Annotated in this window: 19 protein-coding genes; 14 read left to right on the top strand and 5 right to left on the bottom strand. The window is 62.6% G+C overall.

Annotated elements, in window-relative coordinates:
• The first annotated feature begins 44 nt into the window (after nucleotides 1-44).
• The 9 genes from HNQ71_RS30800 (at nucleotide 45) to HNQ71_RS30760 (ending at nucleotide 10076) form a co-directional block, all read left to right on the top strand.
• Entirely contained in the window at nucleotides 45-1286 is a 1242-nt protein-coding gene (locus HNQ71_RS30800) for a phosphopentomutase (RefSeq protein ID WP_184877593.1), read from the top strand.
• Nucleotides 1279-2169 (top strand): bifunctional DNA-formamidopyrimidine glycosylase/DNA-(apurinic or apyrimidinic site) lyase, encoded by an 891-nt coding sequence (gene mutM / locus HNQ71_RS30795; protein WP_184877591.1) that lies wholly within the window; start codon nucleotides 1279-1281, stop codon nucleotides 2167-2169. The genes HNQ71_RS30800 and mutM overlap by 8 nt, the downstream gene beginning before the upstream one ends.
• A 157-nt stretch (nucleotides 2170-2326) precedes the next feature.
• Nucleotides 2327-3100, top strand: coding sequence for an enoyl-CoA hydratase (locus HNQ71_RS30790; protein WP_184877590.1), 774 nt, complete (start codon nucleotides 2327-2329; stop codon nucleotides 3098-3100).
• 160 nt (nucleotides 3101-3260) lie between these two features.
• Nucleotides 3261-3527, top strand: coding sequence for a 30S ribosomal protein S20 (gene rpsT, locus HNQ71_RS30785; RefSeq protein ID WP_095084274.1), 267 nt, complete (start codon nucleotides 3261-3263; stop codon nucleotides 3525-3527).
• Nucleotides 3528-4446: 919 nt separating this feature from the next.
• Entirely contained in the window at nucleotides 4447-5922 is a 1476-nt protein-coding gene (dnaA, locus tag HNQ71_RS30780) for a chromosomal replication initiator protein DnaA (RefSeq protein WP_343068287.1), read from the top strand.
• A 305-nt stretch (nucleotides 5923-6227) separates the two neighbouring features.
• A complete protein-coding gene (dnaN, locus tag HNQ71_RS30775) occupies nucleotides 6228-7346 on the top strand; it encodes a DNA polymerase III subunit beta (RefSeq protein ID WP_095082385.1) in 1119 nt (372 codons plus the stop codon).
• Nucleotides 7347-7532: 186 nt separating this feature from the next.
• Nucleotides 7533-8672 (top strand): DNA replication/repair protein RecF, encoded by a 1140-nt coding sequence (recF, locus tag HNQ71_RS30770; RefSeq protein WP_184877586.1) that lies wholly within the window; start codon nucleotides 7533-7535, stop codon nucleotides 8670-8672.
• Nucleotides 8673-8827: 155 nt separating this feature from the next.
• A complete protein-coding gene (locus HNQ71_RS30765) occupies nucleotides 8828-9583 on the top strand; it encodes a molybdopterin-synthase adenylyltransferase MoeB (protein WP_184877584.1) in 756 nt (251 codons plus the stop codon).
• Nucleotides 9584-9587: 4 nt separating this feature from the next.
• Entirely contained in the window at nucleotides 9588-10076 is a 489-nt protein-coding gene (locus tag HNQ71_RS30760) for a GNAT family N-acetyltransferase (protein ID WP_184877582.1), read from the top strand.
• A gap of 27 nt (nucleotides 10077-10103) precedes the next feature.
• Here HNQ71_RS30760 and HNQ71_RS30755 read toward each other — a convergent pair whose 3' ends face one another.
• Nucleotides 10104-11105, bottom strand: coding sequence for a 2-hydroxyacid dehydrogenase (locus tag HNQ71_RS30755; RefSeq protein WP_184877580.1), 1002 nt, complete (start codon nucleotides 11103-11105; stop codon nucleotides 10104-10106).
• A 151-nt stretch (nucleotides 11106-11256) separates the two neighbouring features.
• On the opposite strand from HNQ71_RS30755, the gene HNQ71_RS30750 reads away from it, so the two are divergent.
• Nucleotides 11257-11817 carry an SH3 domain-containing protein gene (locus HNQ71_RS30750; RefSeq protein ID WP_184877579.1) on the top strand — a complete coding sequence of 187 codons (561 nt, stop codon included), beginning with the start codon at nucleotides 11257-11259 and terminating at the stop codon, nucleotides 11815-11817.
• 55 nt (nucleotides 11818-11872) lie between these two features.
• On the opposite strand, the gene HNQ71_RS30745 is transcribed toward HNQ71_RS30750, so the two are convergent.
• Nucleotides 11873-12232, bottom strand: a complete 360-nt coding sequence (locus HNQ71_RS30745) for a DUF4260 domain-containing protein (RefSeq protein ID WP_184877577.1) — start codon at nucleotides 12230-12232, stop codon at nucleotides 11873-11875.
• A 60-nt stretch (nucleotides 12233-12292) separates the two neighbouring features.
• Entirely contained in the window at nucleotides 12293-12724 is a 432-nt protein-coding gene (gene irrA, locus HNQ71_RS30740) for an iron response transcriptional regulator IrrA (RefSeq protein WP_184877576.1), read from the bottom strand.
• Nucleotides 12725-12967: 243 nt separating this feature from the next.
• Here irrA and fabA point away from each other — a divergent pair, with 243 nt between their 5' ends.
• The 4 genes from fabA (at nucleotide 12968) to HNQ71_RS30720 (ending at nucleotide 17341) form a co-directional block, all read left to right on the top strand.
• On the top strand, nucleotides 12968-13486 hold the full coding sequence (fabA, locus tag HNQ71_RS30735; RefSeq protein ID WP_184877574.1) for a 3-hydroxyacyl-[acyl-carrier-protein] dehydratase FabA: 519 nt from the start codon (nucleotides 12968-12970) through the stop codon (nucleotides 13484-13486).
• Between the two features lie 37 nt (nucleotides 13487-13523).
• Nucleotides 13524-14744 carry a beta-ketoacyl-ACP synthase I gene (fabB, locus tag HNQ71_RS30730; RefSeq protein WP_184877572.1) on the top strand — a complete coding sequence of 407 codons (1221 nt, stop codon included), beginning with the start codon at nucleotides 13524-13526 and terminating at the stop codon, nucleotides 14742-14744.
• Between the two features lie 32 nt (nucleotides 14745-14776).
• On the top strand, nucleotides 14777-15589 hold the full coding sequence (gene fabI / locus HNQ71_RS30725) for an enoyl-ACP reductase FabI (RefSeq protein WP_184877571.1): 813 nt from the start codon (nucleotides 14777-14779) through the stop codon (nucleotides 15587-15589).
• Nucleotides 15590-15796: 207 nt separating this feature from the next.
• On the top strand, nucleotides 15797-17341 hold the full coding sequence (locus HNQ71_RS30720; RefSeq protein ID WP_184877569.1) for a putative bifunctional diguanylate cyclase/phosphodiesterase: 1545 nt from the start codon (nucleotides 15797-15799) through the stop codon (nucleotides 17339-17341).
• A 72-nt stretch (nucleotides 17342-17413) separates the two neighbouring features.
• Here the strand turns inward: HNQ71_RS30720 and HNQ71_RS30715 are convergent, their stop codons facing one another.
• Both HNQ71_RS30715 and pnp read right to left on the bottom strand, forming a co-directional pair.
• A complete protein-coding gene (locus tag HNQ71_RS30715) occupies nucleotides 17414-18433 on the bottom strand; it encodes a class I SAM-dependent methyltransferase (protein ID WP_184877567.1) in 1020 nt (339 codons plus the stop codon).
• Nucleotides 18434-18547: 114 nt separating this feature from the next.
• Nucleotides 18548-20695 carry a polyribonucleotide nucleotidyltransferase gene (pnp, locus tag HNQ71_RS30710; protein WP_184877565.1) on the bottom strand — a complete coding sequence of 716 codons (2148 nt, stop codon included), beginning with the start codon at nucleotides 20693-20695 and terminating at the stop codon, nucleotides 18548-18550.
• Nucleotides 20696-20810: the final 115 nt, after the last annotated feature.

The following is a 20810-nucleotide window of genomic DNA, read 5'->3' as shown; positions in this document are numbered from 1 at the left end:
GTCGCGGAACCCTATGTCTGGGCGTTCAAACTGGCAACAACTCGATGGCGCGCGCTTTCATCTTCGTTCTGGACTCCTTCGGCATCGGCGGGGCGGCCGACGCCGACCGCTATGGCGACGCCGGCGCCAACACATTCGCGCATATCGCGGAAGCCTGTGCCGAAGGCCGCGCGGATCGCGAAGGGCTGCGCAGCGGACCGCTGTTTGTCCCCTATATGGCCTCGCTCGGGCTTGGCAAGGCTGCCGAAACAGCCACGGGACTGGGCTTCGCCAGCAGCGGCACGGATCTGCTCACCACGGCCTTCCACGGCGCGGCGCAAGAGGTTTCGAGCGGCAAGGACACGCCGTCTGGCCATTGGGAAATCGCCGGCCTGCCGGTGCGCTTCGACTGGGGCTATTTCCCGGACACGGTTCCGGCCTTTCCGGCAGATCTGACCGAGGCGATCATTAGCGAGGGCAAGGTGCCGGGCATTCTCGGCAACTGTCATGCGCCGGGCACCGAAATCATCGAGCGGTTCGGCGAGGAGCACATCCGTACCGGCAAGCCGATCTGCTACACGTCGGTCGACTCGGTCCTGCAAATTGCCGCGCATGAAGCCCATTTCGGCCTCGAGCGGCTTTATGAGTTCTGCAAGGTGGTGCGCAGGCTGGTTGACCCGCTGAGGATCGGGCGGGTGATTGCACGGCCGTTCGTCGGCGAAACCACCGCGACCTTCGAGCGAACCTACAACCGCCATGATTACGCGGTGCCGCCGGCGGAGCCGACGCTGCTCGATCGGCTGACGGCGCGTGGCAGCCGTGTCATCGCCATCGGCAAGATCGGCGACATCTTCGCCCATCGCGGAATTTCGCAAGTGCGCAAGGCGGCGGGCAACATGGCGATGTTCGACGAAGCGCTGGGCGCGATGGATGATGCCGGCGACGGCGACCTCGTTTTCGCCAATTTCGTCGACTTCGACACCGAATTCGGACATCGCCGCGATGTTGCAGGTTATGCAGCCGCGCTCGAGACCTTCGACCGGCGGCTGCCGGAGGCGTTTGCAAGACTGCGGCAGGGCGACCTTCTCATCCTGACGGCCGACCATGGCAACGATCCAACCTGGCGCGGTACCGACCATACGCGCGAACGCATTCCGGTGATCGGCACCGGACCGGGTTTCAAGGGCGGTGACATCGGACTGAGAACGACATTCGCCGACATCGGTGAAACCGTGGCCGAGCATCTTGGGTTGGCGGCCGGCCGTTACGGCACGTCTTTCTATGCAGCGATTGGCGGCCATGCCTGAACTGCCCGAGGTCGAAACGGTCCGGCGTGGGCTGCAGCCGGTTCTGGAAGGTGCCACCATCACCCGTGTCGAGGCGCGCCGACCGGATCTGCGCTTTCCATTTCCCGAAAAGTTCTCGCAGCGGCTGACCGGCAAGACGATCACCGCGCTCGGCCGCCGGGCCAAATATCTGACGATGGACGTTGAAGGCGGTCCGATGCTGATCTGCCATCTCGGCATGTCGGGCTCATTCCGCATCGAGACAGCTGACGGCAACGACATGCCGGGGATCTTCCAGCACGATCGCTCGAAGAACTCCAACCACGACCACGTCGTCTTCCATGTCGTATCCGCGGGCGGCGGCAGTTCGCGCGTGATCTTCAATGATCCGCGCCGCTTCGGCTTCATGTTGTTTGCCGAAGGGCCGCCGGACGTCCATCCGATGCTGGCCGGGCTCGGCGTTGAGCCAACCGGCAACACATTGGACGGCGCGCTGCTTGCCTCATTGATGAAAGGGCGACGATCACCGCTCAAGGCAGCGCTTCTCGACCAGAGACTGATCGCCGGGCTCGGCAACATCTACGTCTCGGAAGCGCTGTGGCGCGCCAACCTGTCGCCGCTGCGCGAGGCGGGCACGATCGCCAAGCCCGGGAAGAAGGCCCAGGCCCAAAGCGAGCGCCTCGCGGAAGCCATTCGCTCGGTGATATCAGATGCGATCGCGGCCGGCGGATCCTCGCTCCGGGACTATATGCAGACCGATGGTTCGCTGGGCTATTTCCAGCATTCCTTCGCCGTCTACGACCGCGAGGGCGAGCCTTGCTCGAAACCCGGCTGTAGCGGCCATATCGAGCGGATCGTGCAAAGCGGTCGCTCGACCTTCTATTGCCGGACGTGTCAGCGGTGAGTTAGAGCAATTCCTGGAATGTGTGAACGGTTTTCCCGGGAAAGCGCGTGCCGCTTTCCCTTGGGGAGTTGCCTCAAAACAAAGAGATAGAGCGGATCTGTGTTTCCGTGAAACGATGAACCGCTCTGGACGATGGGCGAGCGAGGAGAAGCAAGTCATGGCCTATGAGACGATCATCACCGAAGCGCGCGGCAAGGTCGGGCTGATCACGCTGAACAGGCCGCAGGCGCTCAACGCGCTGAATTCCCAGATCCTGGCCGAACTCGTGGCAGCCGTGAACGGCTTCGGCGCCGATGCCGGCATCGGCGCCATGGTCATCACCGGTTCCGAAAAGGCCTTCGCCGCCGGCGCCGATATCAAGGAAATGCAGGCGATCTCCTATGTGGATGCGTATCTGCAGGACTTCTTCGTCGGCTGGGAGGAGTTTACGCGGGCGCGGAAGCCGATCATCGCTGCGGTGGCCGGCTATGCGCTGGGCGGCGGCTGCGAGCTGGCGATGATGTGCGACTTCATCATTGCCGCCGACACGGCCAAGTTCGGCCAACCCGAAATCACGCTCGGCGTCATTCCCGGCATGGGCGGGTCGCAACGGTTGACCCGCTTCGTCGGCAAGTCGAAGGCGATGGACATGTGCCTGACCGGACGGATGATGGATGCAGCCGAAGCCGAGCGTTCGGGCCTGGTGTCACGGGTCGTGCCGGCCGGCGATCTCGTCGAGGAGGCGCTGAAGGCGGCTGCCAGGATCGCCGACTTCTCGCTGCCATCGGTGATGATGGCAAAGGAGGCTGTCAACCGCGCCTTTGAGACGACGCTTGCCGAGGGATTGCGGTTCGAGCGCCGACTGTTTCACTCGCTGTTTGCACTCGAGGACCAGAAGGAAGGCATGGCGGCTTTCGCCGAGAAGCGGAAGCCGAATTTCAACAACCGCTGACGCCAGTCTGATGGCTGCCAAAAAGAAGGCCAGGCAGCGTTGACGCGCCGGAAAAGCTGAACTATAAGCCGCACCAACCGAGGCGGCCCCGTGGCTGCCCGTTTGTTTTTTGCGCCCTGCGGCATCCCGCATGCGCCGACCAGATCAGAAGAGAGGCATCATGGCCAATACATCCTCGGCCAAAAAGGCAACGCGCAAGATCGCACGCCGCGCGGCGGTCAACAAGAACCGTCGCTCGCGCGTCCGCACCTATATCCGCCAGGTCGAAGAGGCACTTGCCTCTGGTGACAAGGCTGCCGCACAGGCTGCGTTCAAGATCGCGGAGCCGGAATTGATGCGCGCCGCAACCAAGGGCGTGATCCACAAGAACACGGCGTCCCGCAAGGTGTCGCGACTGGCCCAGCGGGTCAAGGTTCTGTCTGCCTGACATCACGTCCTAGACTGACGTTCTGCGAACCCGGCCGATTGTGCCGGGTTTTTTCGTTTGCCGGCAAGCACTTAAAAAAAGATGGCCGAAAACGGCCTCCGGTGCGGGCTTAGCTGTTCGAAATGCTTTGCCGGCACTGCCCTGCCGGTTGATCGCCGGTATCCCTGAAAAGGGTTCACTTGGAAAAAGTCGACACTCAGAAATAATCTATAGTTTTCAGCTAGTTGCGGACAGTCGTCCACAGCTTGTTCACATCGAGCCGGGGCGATGGGGGACAAGTAGCTGTCAAGCGAATTATTTCATAAAATTTCGTGACGGGCCGGCTTTTTCATATTCGCCGGAAAAGAGTTTGAATCACAATGGCTTTGTTAAAATGTGCCGCTGCGGCACGTCACTCGAACCCGCCTTCAGTAACCAGATTCCTTAAAAATCGGTTAGTCCCGGCCTTGCCCTATCCACAGCGATTTCGGTAATGTCGGTCTATCGAAAGGGAAGGGCTCCGGCCCTTAACCCAGCCAGAAACGGCCAGCTTAAATTGGCGGGATTTGCGACGCGGATCAAGTCCGTGGACGGGTTTGGTTTGTCTTTTTCGATACGGTAGGGGACTGGCGTAACTAGACATGGCAGGTAGTTGGCGCGCCGGCGCACTTTCGCCGGACGGCGCTGTATTGCCCTGACTTACCTGAACGCGGACTGGCTTCCATGGGCCGGCACCGGTTTCCCCCGGATATTGGCGATGTCATCTGCCGGCGGCGGCAGCAAGCATCGTAGCGACGCAGTTGCCGGGACTCGGATGCAGGGGCGCATCCCCCGGTGGAAATAGGTACGGAAGGACAAGGAAGAGACCATGCAGAGCGGCATCGAAAGGGAGCTTACGGGCGACCTCCCATTTCCTGGAACTTTGACCGGAGCAAACGACATGGCGGTGTCCAGCGACGCGGAACAGAAATTCGACCGGGTCAAGACCCAGTTGAAGGCGCGCCTGGGAACCGAAGTCTATTCGAGCTGGTTCGGCCGCATGAAGGTCGCGGAGGCTTCCAAGGGCATCATCCGCATCTCGGTGCCCACCGCCTTCCTGCGCTCATGGATCAACGGTCACTATCTCGACCTCATTTCCGAGCTGTGGAAGCAGGAGGATCCCGATCTCCTCAAGATCGAGATCGTCGTGCGCACCGCGACCCGCCAGGGGCACAGCCAGGCCGAGCCGGAGGTGGCTCCTGCACGAGCCAAGATGACGCGGCAGACGCAGACGGCGCTCGCCGCCGGCACCGCCAGCCCCGGCCGGGCGGAGCGTGCACCGGCACCGCGCCCGGGCACGCCGGTCGAGAGCGAGTTCCGGCACAATGTGCTCGGCTCGCCGCTTGATCCGCGCTACACATTCGGCTCCTTCATCGAGGGACCGTCGAACCGGGTGGCCTTCGCCGCCGCCAAGGCAGTTGCGGAATCGCAATCGAGCGCGGTGCGCTTCAACCCGCTTTTCCTTCACGCAACCGTCGGGCTCGGCAAGACACACCTGCTGCAGGCGATCGCCGCGGAATCGCTGAAGCAGAACCCCAAGTCGCGCGTCGTCTATCTCACCGCCGAGTATTTCATGTGGCGCTTCGCCACCGCGATCCGTGACAACAACGCGCTGACGCTCAAGGAACAGCTGCGCGACATCGACCTGCTCATCATCGACGACATGCAGTTCCTGCAGGGCAAGTCGATCCAGCATGAATTCTGCCACCTGATCAACATGTTGCTCGACAGCGCCAAGCAGGTCGTCGTTGCCGCCGACCGGCCGCCGTCGGAACTGGAATCGCTCGAACCGCGTGTCCGGTCGCGCCTCAATGGCGGCGTCGCGCTTGAAATGTCGGCGCCCGATTTCGCCATGCGCCTTGGCATGCTCAAATTGCGCCTTGCCACCGCCAGGGTCGATGACGCATCGCTCAATATTTCGGAGGAGATCCTCAATCACGTCGCCCGTACCGTGACCGGCAGCGGACGCGAGCTGGAAGGGGCGTTCAATCAGCTGTTGTTCCGCCAGTCCTTCGAACCGCAGATCACCATCGACCGGATCGACGAGATCCTCGGCCACATCTATCGCACCGGCGAGCCGAAGCGGGTCCGTATCGAGGACATCCAGCGCATCGTCGCGCGCCACTACAACGTGTCGAAGACCGAGTTGCTGTCCAACCGGCGCACGCGCACAATCGTCAAGCCGCGGCAGGTCGCCATGTACCTGTCGAAGGTGATGACGCCGCGCTCGCTGCCCGAGATCGGGCGGCGCTTCGGCGGCCGCGATCACACCACGGTGCTGCACGCCGTGCGCAAGATCGAGGACCTTTCCGGCAACGACAACACGCTGGCGCAGGAACTCGAGCTCCTGAGGCGATTGATCAACGACCAGGCCTGACCGGTCTGGGCAAGTCGAAACCAGAACAGCGCCGGAATTCAATGACTTGCCGGTGCGGTCCTGGATCCGAAATGGGTTCGCGGTGTCGCCTGGGGGCGACCCGGAATCTGGTTTTGCGACACCGGCTCGCGGACTTCGTGGCCTTTATCCCCAGAAAGCCCGCGTAGCCGGCCTGAACCGATGGCGCGGGCTTGCGTTTGCTGGTTTTTTCCTGTCAGTTTACGCAGATTCTGAGCCTGTTCAGACCTTTCGCGGGGCGCCGCCCACTGGTGACCCGTCATTCATTCAAGCGAGCCTGTTTCGTCATGCGTGTTATCCTGGAACGGTCAAATCTCCTGAAGTCGCTCAACCACGTCCACCGTGTCGTCGAGCGGCGTAACACCATACCGATCCTGTCCAACGTGCTGCTCAGTGCCGAGGGCGCCAGCCTCGAAATGAAGGCGACCGATCTCGACCTGGAGGTGACGGAAGCGACGCCCGCAAAGGTGGAGCGCGGCGGGGCGACGACGGTTCCGGCACATCTGCTCTACGACATCGTGCGCAAGCTCGCCGACGGCGCCGAGGTGATGCTGAAGACGGACGAGGACGGCAACGCCATGACGGTGACGTCCGGCCGTTCGAGCTTCCGCCTTCAGTGCCTGCCGCAATCCGACTTCCCGGAGCTTTCGGCCGGATCCTTCTCGCATATCTTCCGTCTCGACTCGGTTGCCCTGAAGGGCCTGATCGAGAAGACCCAGTTCGCCATCTCCACCGAAGAGACGCGCTATTATCTGAACGGCATCTACCTGCACACGCACGAGGTCGGCGGCAAGCTGAAGCTGCGCTCGGTGGCCACCGACGGCCACCGCCTGGCACGCGCCGAGATCGACGCACCGGCGGGTTCCGAGGGCATGCCGGGCATCATCATTCCGCGCAAGACCGTGAGCGAACTGCAGAAGCTGGTCGACGATCCCGATGTCGCGGTCACCACCGAACTGTCGGACACCAAGATCCGCTTCACCATCGGCAGCGTGGTTTTGACCTCGAAGCTGATCGACGGCACCTTCCCGGACTATCAGCGGGTCATTCCGACCGGTAATGACAAGAGGCTGATCATCGACCGCCAAAGTTTCGCTGCCGCTGTCGATCGCGTCTCTACCATCTCCTCCGAACGTGGCCGCGCGGTGAAGCTTTCGATCAGCGACGGCCAGGTGACGCTTGCGGTCAACAATCCGGATTCAGGCAGCGCCACCGAGGAACTGGCCGCCGACTATTCGTCCGATCCGATCGAGATCGGCTTCAACGCCAAGTACCTGCTCGATGTCGCCGCACAGCTGACCGGCACCGAGGCCAAGTTCATGCTCGCCGACGCCGGTTCGCCGACGCTGATCCACGACATGGCCGATGAGACCGCACTTTATGTGCTGATGCCGATGCGGGTCTAGCCGGCGCGGCGTCACCAATCCGGCGCCACGACTGGACCGGCAGCGAGAACGATGGTTGCGGCGACTTCCAGAGCAATTCCAGGAAAAGTATGAAACGGTTTTCCGCCCGGAATTGCGTCAAAACAAAGAGTTGGAGCGATTCTGCGTTTCCGTGAAACGACGAACCGCTCTTTAGGCGGATAGCGGTTGCCGGCACAGACTCACATAAGTAAGCTTACACTTACTAATTTCCGCAACTATGCGGGGTTGGCGATCGACTTGGTGCCTGGTGCCGTGGTCTTTTCCGGCGACAACGGTGCCGGCAAGACCAATCTTCTCGAAGCGATCTCCTTGCTGACGCCGGGACGCGGCTTGCGCCGCGCGCCTTATGCGGATGTCGCGCGCGAAGGCGGCGACGGCGGCTTTGCCCTGCACGCCCGGCTCGATGGGCCCGACGGCCAGGTCGAGATCGGTACTGGCATTTCAGGTGGCGACAGTGCCGGCGAAGGCGGCAGGCGGGTGCGTATCAACGGCGCTTCGGCGCGATCAGCCGAAGAGATGCTGGAGTGGCTGCGCGTGGTGTGGCTGACGCCGGCGATGGACGCCTTGTTCACCGGACCGGCCGCGGATCGCCGGCGCTTTCTCGACCGGCTGGTGCTGGCGATCGACCCCGGCCACGGCCAGCGCGCGATCGACTACGAAAAGGCGATGCGCGGCCGCAATCGGTTGCTTGTTGAAGGCTCCCGGGACGACCGCTGGTTCGACGCGATCGAGACACAAATGGCCGAAACCGGTGTGGCAATCGCCGCCGCACGCGCCGAGATGGTGCGCCTGCTGGCCGCGATGATCGACAGGCTGCCCGACACTGGACCGTTTCCGCAGGCCGATATCGGCCTTTCGGGTGACCTGGAGGCCGAAATTGCCATCGCTCCGGCCGTCGATGTCGAGGAGCGGTTCCGCCGGACGCTTGCCGAGGGTCGTGACCGCGACCGCGCCGCCGGGCGCACGCTCGAGGGACCTCACCGTTCGGATCTGGTGGTTCGGCACCGTCCCAAGGCAATGCCGGCCGAACTCTGCTCGACGGGTGAGCAGAAGGCGCTGCTGGTCGGCATCGTCCTGTCGCACGCCCGGCTGACGGGCGAGATGTCAGGCATGACACCGATCCTGCTGCTCGACGAAATCGCCGCACATCTGGATGGCGGGCGGCGCGCGGCGCTGTTTTCCATCCTCGAAGACCTGAACTGCCAGGCATTCATGACCGGGACCGATGCAGCGCTGTTTTCCAGTCTCAAGGGGCGTGCGCAATTCCTGACTGTCGACCACGGCACGGTTGGGCCAACGATCTAAATCTTTGTCTAAGTATGTCGTCGTCCCAAAACCGCTGACATTTCTGGGCGCCATGCATCGGGTTTATGCATGGCGTGGTCCCAAAAGCGCTTCACACTTTTGGGCGCCATGCATTAGCTCCTGACAAGGTTTTTCAGCCGCTATATGGTCCGGTAATGACCACTGCCACCCTGACCGCCGACGAGATCGAACGCTATGCCCGCCACATCGTGCTGCCCGAGGTCGGCGGCGCCGGCCAGCAGAGGCTGAAGCAGGCGCGGGTGCTGGTGATCGGCGCCGGCGGACTGGGTGCGCCGGTGCTCGAATATCTTGCCGCCGCCGGCGTCGGCACGCTCGGCGTGATCGACGATGACACCGTGTCGCTTTCCAACCTGCAGCGCCAGGTCATTCACGGCACCGACACCGTCGGCATGCTGAAAACCGATAGTGCCAAGGCGGCAATCGCGCGCATCAATCCCAACACCGCTGTCGAGATACACGCGTTCCGGCTGACCGCGGACAACGCCCCTGCCCTCGTCGCCCGTTACGACATCGTCGTTGATGGTTCCGACAATTTTGAAACCCGCTATACGGTGGCCGACGCCTGCGCGAGCGAGAGGAAACCGCTGGTGCACGCCGCCGTCGGACGCTTCGATGGTTCGGTGACCGTGCTGAAGCCATTTGAAGACGGCAAGGACGGGAAGCCAAATCCGGGCTATCGCGATCTGTTTCCGGAAGCGCCGCCGCCTGGCCTGGTGCCGTCCTGTGCCGAGGCCGGGGTGCTTGGTGCGCTGACCGGTGTTGTCGGCACGCTGCAGGCGATGGAGGCGATCAAGCTGATCACCGGCATCGGCGAGCCGCTGGTCGGCCGGCTACTGCTCTATGATGGGCTGGCCGCGCGCTTCGATACGATCCGCTACAAGAGAAGCTGATATCGTGGATCGGACCGAAGCTGTTTCCATCACGCGGATCCCGGCCGATTTCGACCGTTGGGACGATGTGCTCGCACTGATCATGCACGCGTTCGCCACCATGGACGGTGTCATCGACCCGCCCTCCTCGGCGCATCTGCTGACCGCCGAAACTTTACGCGACAAGGCGCGGTGTGAGACCGGATTCGTGGCCTTCGAGGGGGACAGGATCGTGGGCTGCGTTTTTGCCCTTGAAAGGACAGCGGAATTTTACGTCGGTAAGCTCGCCGTCGCGCCGGATTGTCAGGGACAAGGCATTGGCCGGCGGCTGATGCTGGCGGTCGAGGATCTTGCCCGCAGCCGCGGCAAGGCTGCGGTCGAACTTCAGACGCGGATCGAGTTGACCGGAAACCATGCTGCCTTTGCCCGCCTCGGCTTTCACGAGACCGAACGGACGGCGCATGAGGGCTACATCTGGCCGACCTCGATCACCATGCGCAAGGTCCTTGCGTAAGCCTGGACTTTCGTTCGAAGGCTGGTGTCAGGTTCTGAGCGGCAGCACGCGATCCGGCGGCCGGTGGCCGTCGACGAATGCGCGGATGTTGATGATGACCCTTTCGCCCATGTCGATGCGGCCTTCGAGCGTCGCCGAGCCCATATGCGGCAGGAGCACGACCTTGCCCTTGGCGGCGAGCTTCAGCAGCTTGCCGTTCAGTGCCGGCTCGTGCTCGTAGACGTCGAGGCCGGCTCCGGCGAGCTTGCCGTCCTGGATCATCTTCACCAGCGCCTCTTCGTCGATGATGTCGCCGCGCGCGGTGTTGACGACGTAGGCCGTAGGCTGCAGCAGCGCCAACCGCCGCGCCGAAAGCAGATGGAAGGTCGCCGGCGTTGACGGGCAATTGACTGAAATAATGTCCATGCGGGCCAGCATCTGGTCGAGGCTTTCCCAATAGGTCGCCTCCAGCTCGTCTTCCACGGCCGGTAGCACGCGATGGCGGTTGTGGTAGTGGATCGACAGGCCGAAGGCCTTGGCGCGCCTCGCGACCGCGGTACCGATGCGCCCCATGCCAACAATGCCGAGCCGCTTGCCCCAGATGCGGCGGCCAAGCATCCAGGTCGGCGACCAGCCGGCCCATTTCTTGTCGCCGGTGAGCACGTTGGCGCCTTCCGCCAGACGCCGCGGCACCGCCAGCATCAGCGCCAGGGTCATGTCGGCGGTGTCCTCGGTCAGCACATTGGGCGTGTTGGTGACGGTGATGCCCTTCCTGGCTGCCGCCGTGACATCGATCTTGTCGACGCCATTGCCGAAATTGGCGATCAGCTTGAGATTGTCGCCGGCCTGGGCGATTAGCGCCGCGTCGATCTGATCGGTCACCGTCGGCACCAGCACGTCGGCTTCCTTGACCGCCGCGACCAGCTCCGGCTGCGTCATCGGCCTGTCCTCGACATTCAGCCGGGCGTCGAACAGTTCGCGCATGCGGGTCTCGACCGGGTCGGGCAGCTTTCGCGTGATGACCACGAGAGGCTTCTTTTTGCCTGCCATTGTTTCCTCGTACCCCGATCTCGTTGAGACCTCTTTAACCAAGACCGGCGAAACTGAAAGCCGGTCGCGGTGCCGATTACCCCATGTAACAAGCGGTGCCGCCGAAGACAAAGAAAAAGGGGCGCCAAGGCAAGCGCCGAAAGGAACGAAAGTGTCTGGTTTCGCGTCGCTTCGCCTGACCCTCAGTGCAGCATTTCTCGGCGCTCTGCTTTATTCTCCGCTTGCCGCGGCGCAGAGTGCGGCAGCACCTGCCCAGAGCGTCGTCACGCTTGGCCCGAGCGGTCTGCCGCTGCCGCGATTCGTCAGCCTGAAATCCGGCCGCGTCAACTCGCGCGTCGGGCCCGGCGCCAACTACTCGGTCGACTGGATGTATATGAAGGCCGGCCTGCCGATGGAGATCATCCAGGAATTCGATACATGGCGCCGCGTACGCGATGCCGACGGTTCGGAGGGCTGGATCAACCAGTCGCTGCTTTCCGGCCGGCGCACCGCAATCGTCGCCCCGTGGCAGCGGGGCAAGGGCGCCCAGGTCAACCTTCTCAACAGCCCTGAAAATGACGCAAGGGTCGTCGCGATGGTGGAGCCTGGCGTCATGGGCACGATCAAGTCCTGCGACGGCCAGTGGTGCGAAATGACGTTCGAGGGCCACACCGGCTGGCTCGCCCAGTCGCTGGTCTGGGGCGCCTATCCCGGTGAACGGGTCAAGGACTGATTTTTTGACCGTTTGACCACGATCGTTCCGGACCAAAGAGTTTCCAAACAGCCTCTTAGCGGCCGATACGGCCCAGATGCGTGTCCTGAAAGCCGGTTGACAGCTTCAGGCCGTAGCCCAGCGCACGATCGATGGCGATGTGGGCGATCCAGATCAATGCAAGCGCCGTCGCGGTCACTCTGCCGGACAGGTGACCGGCAAGCAGAAGCAGCACGGGCACGATCAGGATATGCAAGGCGTTGTAGGCAAGGGCACCGGCGCGCGGCCCCGCCAGATAGCCTGACATGGACAGGTCAGGCGCCAGGATAAGCAGTCCGAAAAGCCACCAGCTTATGCCGGTTGACCCGTAGAAGACGATGGCAGCCACCGCAACGATGGCCCATTCGAGCCGAATTGTCAGGTCGAGGGGTTTCATTCCTGGCCGATCATTCTTGGCCGATCATTCCGGCCTTGCCGTTCATTCGGGCGTCGCCGGTCATTCGCAGCGCTTGGGGCGCAGCCTCACCACGATGTCGACATTGGCGATTTCCATCCCCTCCGGCGGCTCCGGCAGGTTGGCGACCGTCACCGGACCGCTGTCGATGTCGAATATGCGGTTTTCACCTTCGATGTAGAAATGGTGGTGGTCGGAGGTGTTGGTGTCGAAATAGGTCTTCGCGCCCTCGACGGCGAGGATGCGCAACAGGCCCGCCTGGGTGAACTGGTGAAGGGCATTGTAGACGGTGGCCAGGGACACCGGCACGCCGGCGGCGACCGCCTCCTCGTGTAGTTCCTCGGCCGACAGATGGCGGTCGCCCTTGGCGAAAAGCAGGTCGGCCAGCGCAATGCGCTGGCGTGTCGGCCTCAGGCCGGCTTCACGGACCCGCTTGTCCACAGTGACATTTTCCTTCCGACCGTCCAGGCCCATCTTCTCGTCGAACCCCACAGTTCCGCCCTAAGACACGCCCAGAATGGCAAAAAAATGAATGTCTGCCGAAACCGGACCCCTGCTGACATATATTCTGTCGTCCGAATGCGATCAATAGCGCGCATTGACCCGGGCGGACGAGCAGGTTAAGCGCAAACGCCGGTTTCCGGCCTGAAACAGATTGTGTTAGGAAACCAACGACAAGGGCGCCCGATAGCCCGGAACGATGTGGGGACGAAATTGATGGCGGGATCGAAATCCAGCTACGACTACGAGGAATTGCTGGCCTGCGCCCGCGGCGAACTGTTCGGACCGGGCAATGCCCAGCTTCCCTATCCGCCCATGCTGATGTTCGACCGTATCACCGAGATCAGCCAGACGGGCGGCACCTTCGACAAGGGCTTCATCCGCGCGGAATTCGACATCAAGCCGGACCTGTGGTTCTTTGCCTGCCATTTCATCGGCAATCCGATCATGCCCGGGTGCCTCGGCCTCGACGCCATGTGGCAATTGACGGGCTTCTATCTCGGCTGGCTCGGAGAACCCGGCAAGGGAATGGCGCTGTCGACAGGTGAGGTAAAATTCAAGGGCATGGTGACGCCCTCGGTGAAGAAGGTCGAGTATGGGATCGACTTCAAGCGCGTGATGCGCGGCCGGCTGGTGCTCGGCATCGCCGATGGCTGGCTGAAAGCTGATGGCGAACCCATATACGCGGCAACGGATTTGAAGGTCGGTCTGTCCAAGCAGTCGGCGGTCGGCTGACCGGCATCCCCGGCTGACCCCCTGGAAGGAGTTGCGAATGAGACGTGTCGTAGTCACAGGCATCGGCATCGTGTCGTCGATCGGCAACAATGCCAACGAGGTGCAAACCTCGCTGCATGACGCCAGATCCGGCATCAGCTTCTCCGATTCCTTCGCCGAGCATGGCTTCCGCTGCCAGGTCTGGGGAGCGCCGACGCTCGATCCATCCGCGATGATCGATCGTCGTGCGATGCGCTTCCTGTCGAAAGGTGCCGCCTGGAACCACGTCGCCATGGATCAGGCGATCGCGGATGCCGGCCTCGGCGAGAGCGACATCACCAATGAGCGCACCGGCATCGTCATGGGATCGGGCGGACCATCGACCAGCACCATCGTCGAGGCGGCAGAGATCACGCTGAAGAACAACAGCCCCAAGCGCATCGGTCCGTTCGCGGTGCCGAAAGCGATGTCGTCGACCGCATCGGCAACGCTTGCCACATGGTTCAAGATCCACGGCGTCAACTACTCGATCTCGTCGGCGTGCTCGACCTCGGCGCATTGCATCGGCAATGGCTACGAACTGATCCAGTGGGGCAAGCAGGACATGGTCTTTGCCGGCGGTCACGAGGACCTCGACTGGACGATGTCCGACCTGTTCGACGCCATGGGCGCCATGTCGTCGAAATTCAACGACCGGGCATCCGCCGCCTCGCGCGCCTATGACGCCAATCGCGACGGCTTCGTCATCGCCGGCGGCGCCGGCGTGCTGGTGCTGGAAGAGCTGGAACATGCCAAGGCGCGCGGCGCCAAGATCTACGCCGAGATCGTCGGCTATGGCGCGACCTCGGACGGCTTCGACATGGTGGCGCCATCCGGCGAAGGCGCGGTCCGCTGCATGCGCCAGGCAATGGCGACAGTTTCCACACCGGTCGACTACATCAACACGCATGGCACGTCGACGCCGGTGGGAGATTCCAAGGAAATGGCCGCGATCCGCGAGGTGTTCGGCCAAGAGATGCCGTACATCACGTCGACGAAATCGCTGACCGGCCATTCTCTGGGCGCCGCCGGCGTGCAGGAATCCATCTACTCGATCCTGATGATGCAAGGCGGTTTCATCGGCGAGAGTGCCCATATCGAGACCCTCGACCCCGAATTCGAGGGCATGCCGATCGTGCGAAAGCGTATCGACAACGCCAAGATCGACACTGTTTTGTCAAATTCGTTCGGCTTCGGTGGCACCAACGCAACGCTCATTTTCCAGCGCTATTCCGCGTAAGGCCAGCGTTGTTTTCATAAGGATTGGCGGCCATGGACGGATTGATGAAGGGCAAGCGCGGGCTTGTCATGGGTGTCGCCAACGATCATTCGATCGCCTGGGGCATCGCCCGGAAATTGTCCGAACATGGGGCGGACCTCGCCTTCACCTATCAGGGTGACGCCTTCAGGCGCCGGGTAAAGCCACTCGCCGACAAGCTCGGCGCCTCGCTGGTCATGCCGTGCGACGTCGAGGACAGCGCTTCGGTCGCCGCCACCTTCGAAACCCTGGGGAATGCCTGGGGCGGGCTTGATTTCGTCGTCCACGCCATCGGCTTTTCCGACAAGAACGAACTGAAGGGCCTCTACGCCGACACCAGCCGGGACAATTTCGTCCGCACCATGGTGATCTCCTGCTATTCCTTCACCGAGGTCGCCCGTCATGCGGCCGCCTTGATGAAGGACGGCGGATCGATGATCACGCTGACCTATGCGGGTTCGGTCCGTGTCATGCCGAACTACAATGTCATGGGCGTCGCCAAGGCCGGGCTGGAGGCGAGTGTGCGTTACCTCGCCAACGACTACGGTCCGCGCGGTATCCGGGTGAACGGCATATCGGCAGGACCGGTGCGCACGCTCGCCGGCGCGGGGATTTCCGATGCGCGCCACATGTTCTCCTACCAGCAGCGCAACTCGCCGCTGCGCCGCACCGTGACCATCGACGAGGTCGGCGGTTCCGCGCTTTATCTGTTGTCCGATCTGTCTTCGGGCGTTACCGGCGAAATCCATTATGTCGATTCCGGCTATCACATCGTTTCCATGCCGACGCTCGATGAATTGAAGCAGACCGATAACGGGCGAGACTAATGCATGGCGCCCAAAAGTGCGCAGCGGTTTTGGGACGACGACGCGCATAAAAACAAAAGCTTAAAATGCGCCGACGAAATCCGTTTCAACGAGACGCGCTTTAATCCGCCTAAGAAATACTACCGGTCCAATAAAATTGGACGCATTCGCGGAAACTCATTTTAAGGACATATCCGCTAGAAAGCCCTGTACTCTGGGGACCTTTCAATGTCGGCCGTCAGCAACCCGAAGCGAACACCGGTGTTCCGGCTGCTCACCATAGCAAGCTCGGGTATCGGCAGTTTCGTCCTCGGACTCTGGGGCCTGAAGCATGGTCTCAGCGATAGTTTTGCCGGGATATCGGCGGACATGATGGTCGCGATGATGGCCGCCCTGTGCGCACTGGCGGCGTCGGTGGCCGCGATGTCCTTCTTCGCCGGCGTCGATGAATCGGCGGATTTCGTCTTCGAGGAAACCCAATTCGACAAGCTGACCGGCCTGCTGGCACGTCCGGCGATGGTCGGCAAGATCGCCGAGGCGGCATGCGCGACGAGCCGGACCGGCGAGCCGGTGTTCCTCATCGACGTCGACATCGATCGGTTCAAGCAGATCAACGACGCCATCGGCTACAGCCAGGGCGACGAGTTGATCCGTGAGTTCACCAAGCGATTGAAGACTTGCCTACCGCAACGGGCGGTGATCGGACGTATCGGCGCCGGTGAATTCGCGATCCTCCTCCCCGACAATCAGGTGTCAGGGTCACTGGAAAGTGCCACCGAGAGGCTCATCGACGAGATGATGGAGCCCTATGAGCTCAGCACGCACATGCAATCGGTCAGCCTGTCGGTAGGCATCGTGGCGATGCCAAAAGACGGTGTCGATCCCGTCCTCATCCTGCGCCGCTCCAATCTGGCGCTGCAGAATGCGCGCGCCAGCGGCCTCGGCAACTGGTCGGTCTTCCACGCGGAAATGGGCAGGGTCGCCGACCATCGCCAGTGGGTCGAATCCGAGCTGAACGTTGCCTTCGAGCGGGGCGACTTCGACCTTCACTACCAGCCGCAGCTCGATCTCCCAACCGGCCGCATCGTTGGCTATGAAGCGCTGATCCGCTGGCGGCATCCCGAACGCGGCATGATCCCGCCGATGGAGTTCATTCCGATCGCCGAGGAAACCGGCATGATCGGTCCGATCGGAGAGTGGGTGCTGCGCAAGGCCTGCAGCGACGCGCGCCATCTGCCCGAAGACTGCTTCGTCGCCGTCAACATCTCGCCCGTGCAGTTCATGACCAAGGACTTCGTCGGTATCGTGCGTGACACCATGACCAGCACCGGCATCAAGCCGTCGCGGCTGGAACTGGAAGTGACCGAGACCGCGATGATGCAGGACCGCGACCGCGCCGCCACCATCCTGAAGCAGTTGGCAGACATGGGCATCTCGGTTGCCGTCGATGATTTCGGCACCGGCTATTCCAATCTGAGCTACCTGATCGACTTCTCGTTCGGCAAGCTGAAGATCGACCGCTCCTTCGTCAGCCGCCTCGACACGGACTCCAGCTCCGGCGCAGTCGTTTCGACCATCGTCGGGCTTTCGCGCGCACTTGGCGTCAGCATCATCGCCGAAGGCGTCGAAACCGAAAGCCAGGCGACGCTGCTTAGGGCAGCCGGCTGCGAAGTGGTGCAAGGCTACCTGTTCGGCAGGCCGGCGCCACTCAGGTTCAGGGTCGGCGACGCTCACGTCACCGACGAGACGCGGCGCGTCGCCAATCTGCATTGAACGCGGCGCCGCATCTGTTCTCTCGAGCATGATCTTTTTCGAAAACCGGTTCCCACTTTTCGGGATCAAGCTTTAACGACGCGCGACAAGCACCTTGAACATACCGTCGCGGGCAAGCTCGGCATGGCTCGAAAAAGCAGCCGACAGCACCGGCTCGTAGGGAAGCTGACGGTTGGCCACCATGAACAGCCGCCCGCCGGGCTTCAGGGCCTTGGCCGCGGCGCGGATCATGCCGGCGCCGATCTCCGGCTCGGCCGCGCGGCTGCGGTGAAAGGGCGGGTTCATGGCGATCGCGTCATAGCGCTTCTCGACCGGCTCCTTCAGCAGATCAGTCCAGAAGAATTCCCTGGTGATTGACTGGCCAACCTCTGCCAGATTGAGCTTTGCGGCTTCGAGCGAGGCGAAGTCCGCCTCATAGAGGTCGAGCGCCGAGATGCCCGGCGCCCGGGCGGCTATCTCGGCAGCCACATACCCCCAGCCGGCGCAGAAATCGGCGACGCTGCCACGCAGATCATTGGGCAGGTTCTCGACCAGTAATCTCGAGCCTGTATCGACCCGATCGAAGGAAAACATGCCGGGCGCCGTGCGAAACCGGCCTTCCACCAGCAGAGCGGGATTGGCCGCGCGCAGATCTTGCGCGGCGGCCAGGTCGGCAGGCCGGCGGAACCAGAAGGCGATGCCGTGATATTTCGGCAGATGGCCCTCAAGCGGCACCAGTTCGCCTACACGCTTGCGCAGGCTGGCGATGCCGTCGTCCTTGCCGCCGGCAATGACGATCAACCCCCCCGGCGCCACGCGCTCGAGCGCCTCGGCGAGGCGCAATTCGTTCAGGCCGCGATGCCGGCCGACAAGCACAAGTGCCATGTCGAAACCACCACCTTCGGCCTGCGCGGTGACGATGAGCCCAGACGCCTGCAACGCGCGAAAATGCGGCCGGAAGCCCTGTACGAGGTGAAGCTCGGCCTCGAAGCCTTCGGGCGGGCGAAAGCCCGGTTCAGCGCCAAGAAACAGGGCGCGATCGCCTTTTCGCGGCAACGGAACCGCCTCGGCCTCAAAGGGATGAAAAAGCGTCTTCAGCGGCTCGGCGGACATTGTTCGATCTCGAAGCGAGGCCTGAGGAAAGGCGGGCCAAAAATGAAACCCAGGCTGAAAATGAAAACGGGCGCGACATAAGCCGCGCCCGCTTCGATTACGATCTCAGGCCGATCAGGCGGCGTTTTCTTCGCCTTCGGTCTTCTTGTCGCGGGCGAGTTCCTTGCCGGTGGCCTGGTCGACGACCTTCATCGACAGGCGGACCTTGCCGCGCTCGTCGAAGCCCATCAGCTTAACCCAGACCTTGTCGCCTTCCTTGACGACGTCCGAGGTCTTGGCGACCCGGTCGTTGGCAAGCTGCGAGATGTGGACGAGACCGTCACGCGGACCGAAGAAGTTCACGAAAGCGCCGAAGTCGGCGGTCTTGACGACCGTGCCTTCGTAGATCTCGCCGACTTCCGGCTCGGCGACGATGGTGTGGATCCACTTCTTCGCCGCCTCGATCTCCTTGGCGTTCGACGAAGCGATCTTGACGGTGCCGTCGTCCTCGATGTTGATCTTGGCGCCGGTCTTTTCGACGATCTCGCGGATGACCTTGCCGCCCGAGCCGATGACGTCGCGGATCTTGTCGGTCGGGATGTGCATGACCTCGATGCGCGGCGCGAACTCACCGAGTTCCGAACGCGCGCCGGAGAGCGCATTCGACATCTCGCCGAGGATATGCAGGCGGCCGTCCTTGGCCTGGCCGAGCGCGATCTGCATGATCTCCTCGGTGATGCCGTCGATCTTGATGTCCATCTGCAGCGAGGTGATGCCGTTGGCGGTGCCGGCGACCTTGAAGTCCATGTCGCCGAGGTGATCCTCGTCGCCGAGGATGTCGGAGAGAACAGCGAAACGCTCGCCCTCCTTGATCAGGCCCATGGCGATACCGGCAACTGGCTTGGCCAGCGGAACACCGGCATCCATCAGCGCCAGCGAGGTGCCGCAGACGGTCGCCATCGACGACGAGCCGTTGGACTCGGTGATCTCCGAGACGACGCGCAGCGTGTAGGGGAACTGGTCAGCGCTCGGCAGCATCGGGCGGATAGCGCGCCAGGCGAGCTTGCCATGGCCGATTTCGCGGCGGCCCGGCGAACCCATGCGGCCGGTTTCACCGACCGAGTAGGGGGGGAAGTTGTAGTGAAGGAGGAACTTCTCCTTGTACATGCCGGTCAGCGAATCGACATACTGCTCGTCCTCGCCGGTGCCGAGCGTGGCAACGACCAGTGCCTGGGTCTCGCCGCGGGTGAACAGCGCCGAACCGTGGGTGCGCGGCAGGACGCCGACTTCGGAGACGATCTTGCGGACCGTCTTGAGGTCGCGGCCATCGATGCGCGAGCCGGTGTCGAGGATGTTCCAGCGCACGACCTTGGCCTGGAGTTCCTTGAACACGGCGCCGATCTGCTCGGACGTGTACTTGGCGTCTTCGCCCTCAGCCGGAGCAAACGCGGCCTTGACCTTCGCCTTGACGGCGTCGACGGCGGCGTAGCGCTTCTGCTTGTCGGTGTTCTTGTAAGCATCGCGAAGCTCGCCTTCGACGATCTTCAGCATTTCGGCTTCGAGCGCGGAATAGTCCGGCGCGGTGAAGTCGCGCGGCTCCTTGGCGGCAACTTCGGCCAGCTTGATGATGGCATCGATGACCGGCTGGAAGCCCTTGTGGCCGAACATGACGGCACCGAGCATCAGCTCTTCGCCAAGTTCCTTGGCTTCGGACTCGACCATCAGAACGGCGTCGGTGGTGCCGGCGACGACGAGGTCGAGCTTGGATTCCTGCATCTCGTCGACATGCGGGTTGAGCACGTATTCGCCGTTGATGTAGCCGACGCGGGCGCCGCCGATCGGGCCCATGAAGGGAACGCCCGAAAGGGTCAGGGCCGCCGAGGTGGCGACGATCGACAGGATGTCGGGATCGTTCTCGAGGTCATGCTGGACGACGGTGACGACGATCTGGGTGTCGTTTTTGTAGCCTGCGGCGAAAAGCGGGCGGATCGGGCGGTCGATGAGGCGGGAAACCAACGTTTCCTTTTCGCTCGGACGGCCTTCGCGCTTGAAATAGCCGCCCGGGATTTTGCCGGCGGCGTAGGTCTTTTCCTGGTAGTTGACGGTCAGCGGGAAGAAATCGAGGCCTGGCTTCGGCTCCTTCATCGAAACGACGGTGGCGAGAACCTTGGTCTCACCGTAGGTCGCGAGCACCGCGCCGTCGGCCTGGCGCGCGATCTTGCCGGTTTCGAGGATGAGCGGGCGACCGCCCCATTCGATTTCCACTTTGTGGTGATTGAACATGTCTTGTCCTTAATAAGCGGAAAGGGCCGCGCCGTTTCACGGTGCGCGGATGCCCTTTCCCTGGCTTCCTTTCTCGGGCAGCCACGGGCAAGACAACGGGAAGCTCGGGTGGTTT

The sequence above is a fragment of the Mesorhizobium sangaii genome (assembly GCF_014207355.1).
Lineage (GTDB): Bacteria > Pseudomonadota > Alphaproteobacteria > Rhizobiales > Rhizobiaceae > Mesorhizobium > Mesorhizobium sangaii.
Note: the sequence above shows the minus strand (reverse complement) of the source record. Positions and strands in the feature narration are given on the sequence as shown.

Coding starts and splice junctions, on each gene's coding strand:
- fabB (WP_184877572.1), top strand. CDS start 13,524: ATGAGACGTGTCGTAGTCACAGGCATCGGCATCGTGTCGTCGATCGGC.
- fabI (WP_184877571.1), top strand. CDS start 14,777: ATGGACGGATTGATGAAGGGCAAGCGCGGGCTTGTCATGGGTGTCGCC.
- dnaA (WP_343068287.1), top strand. CDS start 4,447: ATGGCGGTGTCCAGCGACGCGGAACAGAAATTCGACCGGGTCAAGACC.
- HNQ71_RS30720 (WP_184877569.1), top strand. CDS start 15,797: ATGTCGGCCGTCAGCAACCCGAAGCGAACACCGGTGTTCCGGCTGCTC.
- pnp (WP_184877565.1), bottom strand. CDS start 20,695: ATGTTCAATCACCACAAAGTGGAAATCGAATGGGGCGGTCGCCCGCTC.
- mutM (WP_184877591.1), top strand. CDS start 1,279: ATGCCTGAACTGCCCGAGGTCGAAACGGTCCGGCGTGGGCTGCAGCCG.
- fabA (WP_184877574.1), top strand. CDS start 12,968: ATGGCGGGATCGAAATCCAGCTACGACTACGAGGAATTGCTGGCCTGC.
- HNQ71_RS30715 (WP_184877567.1), bottom strand. CDS start 18,433: ATGTCCGCCGAGCCGCTGAAGACGCTTTTTCATCCCTTTGAGGCCGAG.
- dnaN (WP_095082385.1), top strand. CDS start 6,228: ATGCGTGTTATCCTGGAACGGTCAAATCTCCTGAAGTCGCTCAACCAC.
- HNQ71_RS30755 (WP_184877580.1), bottom strand. CDS start 11,105: ATGGCAGGCAAAAAGAAGCCTCTCGTGGTCATCACGCGAAAGCTGCCC.
- HNQ71_RS30790 (WP_184877590.1), top strand. CDS start 2,327: ATGGCCTATGAGACGATCATCACCGAAGCGCGCGGCAAGGTCGGGCTG.
- HNQ71_RS30745 (WP_184877577.1), bottom strand. CDS start 12,232: ATGAAACCCCTCGACCTGACAATTCGGCTCGAATGGGCCATCGTTGCG.
- irrA (WP_184877576.1), bottom strand. CDS start 12,724: ATGGGCCTGGACGGTCGGAAGGAAAATGTCACTGTGGACAAGCGGGTC.
- rpsT (WP_095084274.1), top strand. CDS start 3,261: ATGGCCAATACATCCTCGGCCAAAAAGGCAACGCGCAAGATCGCACGC.
- HNQ71_RS30765 (WP_184877584.1), top strand. CDS start 8,828: ATGACCACTGCCACCCTGACCGCCGACGAGATCGAACGCTATGCCCGC.
- HNQ71_RS30800 (WP_184877593.1), top strand. CDS start 45: ATGGCGCGCGCTTTCATCTTCGTTCTGGACTCCTTCGGCATCGGCGGG.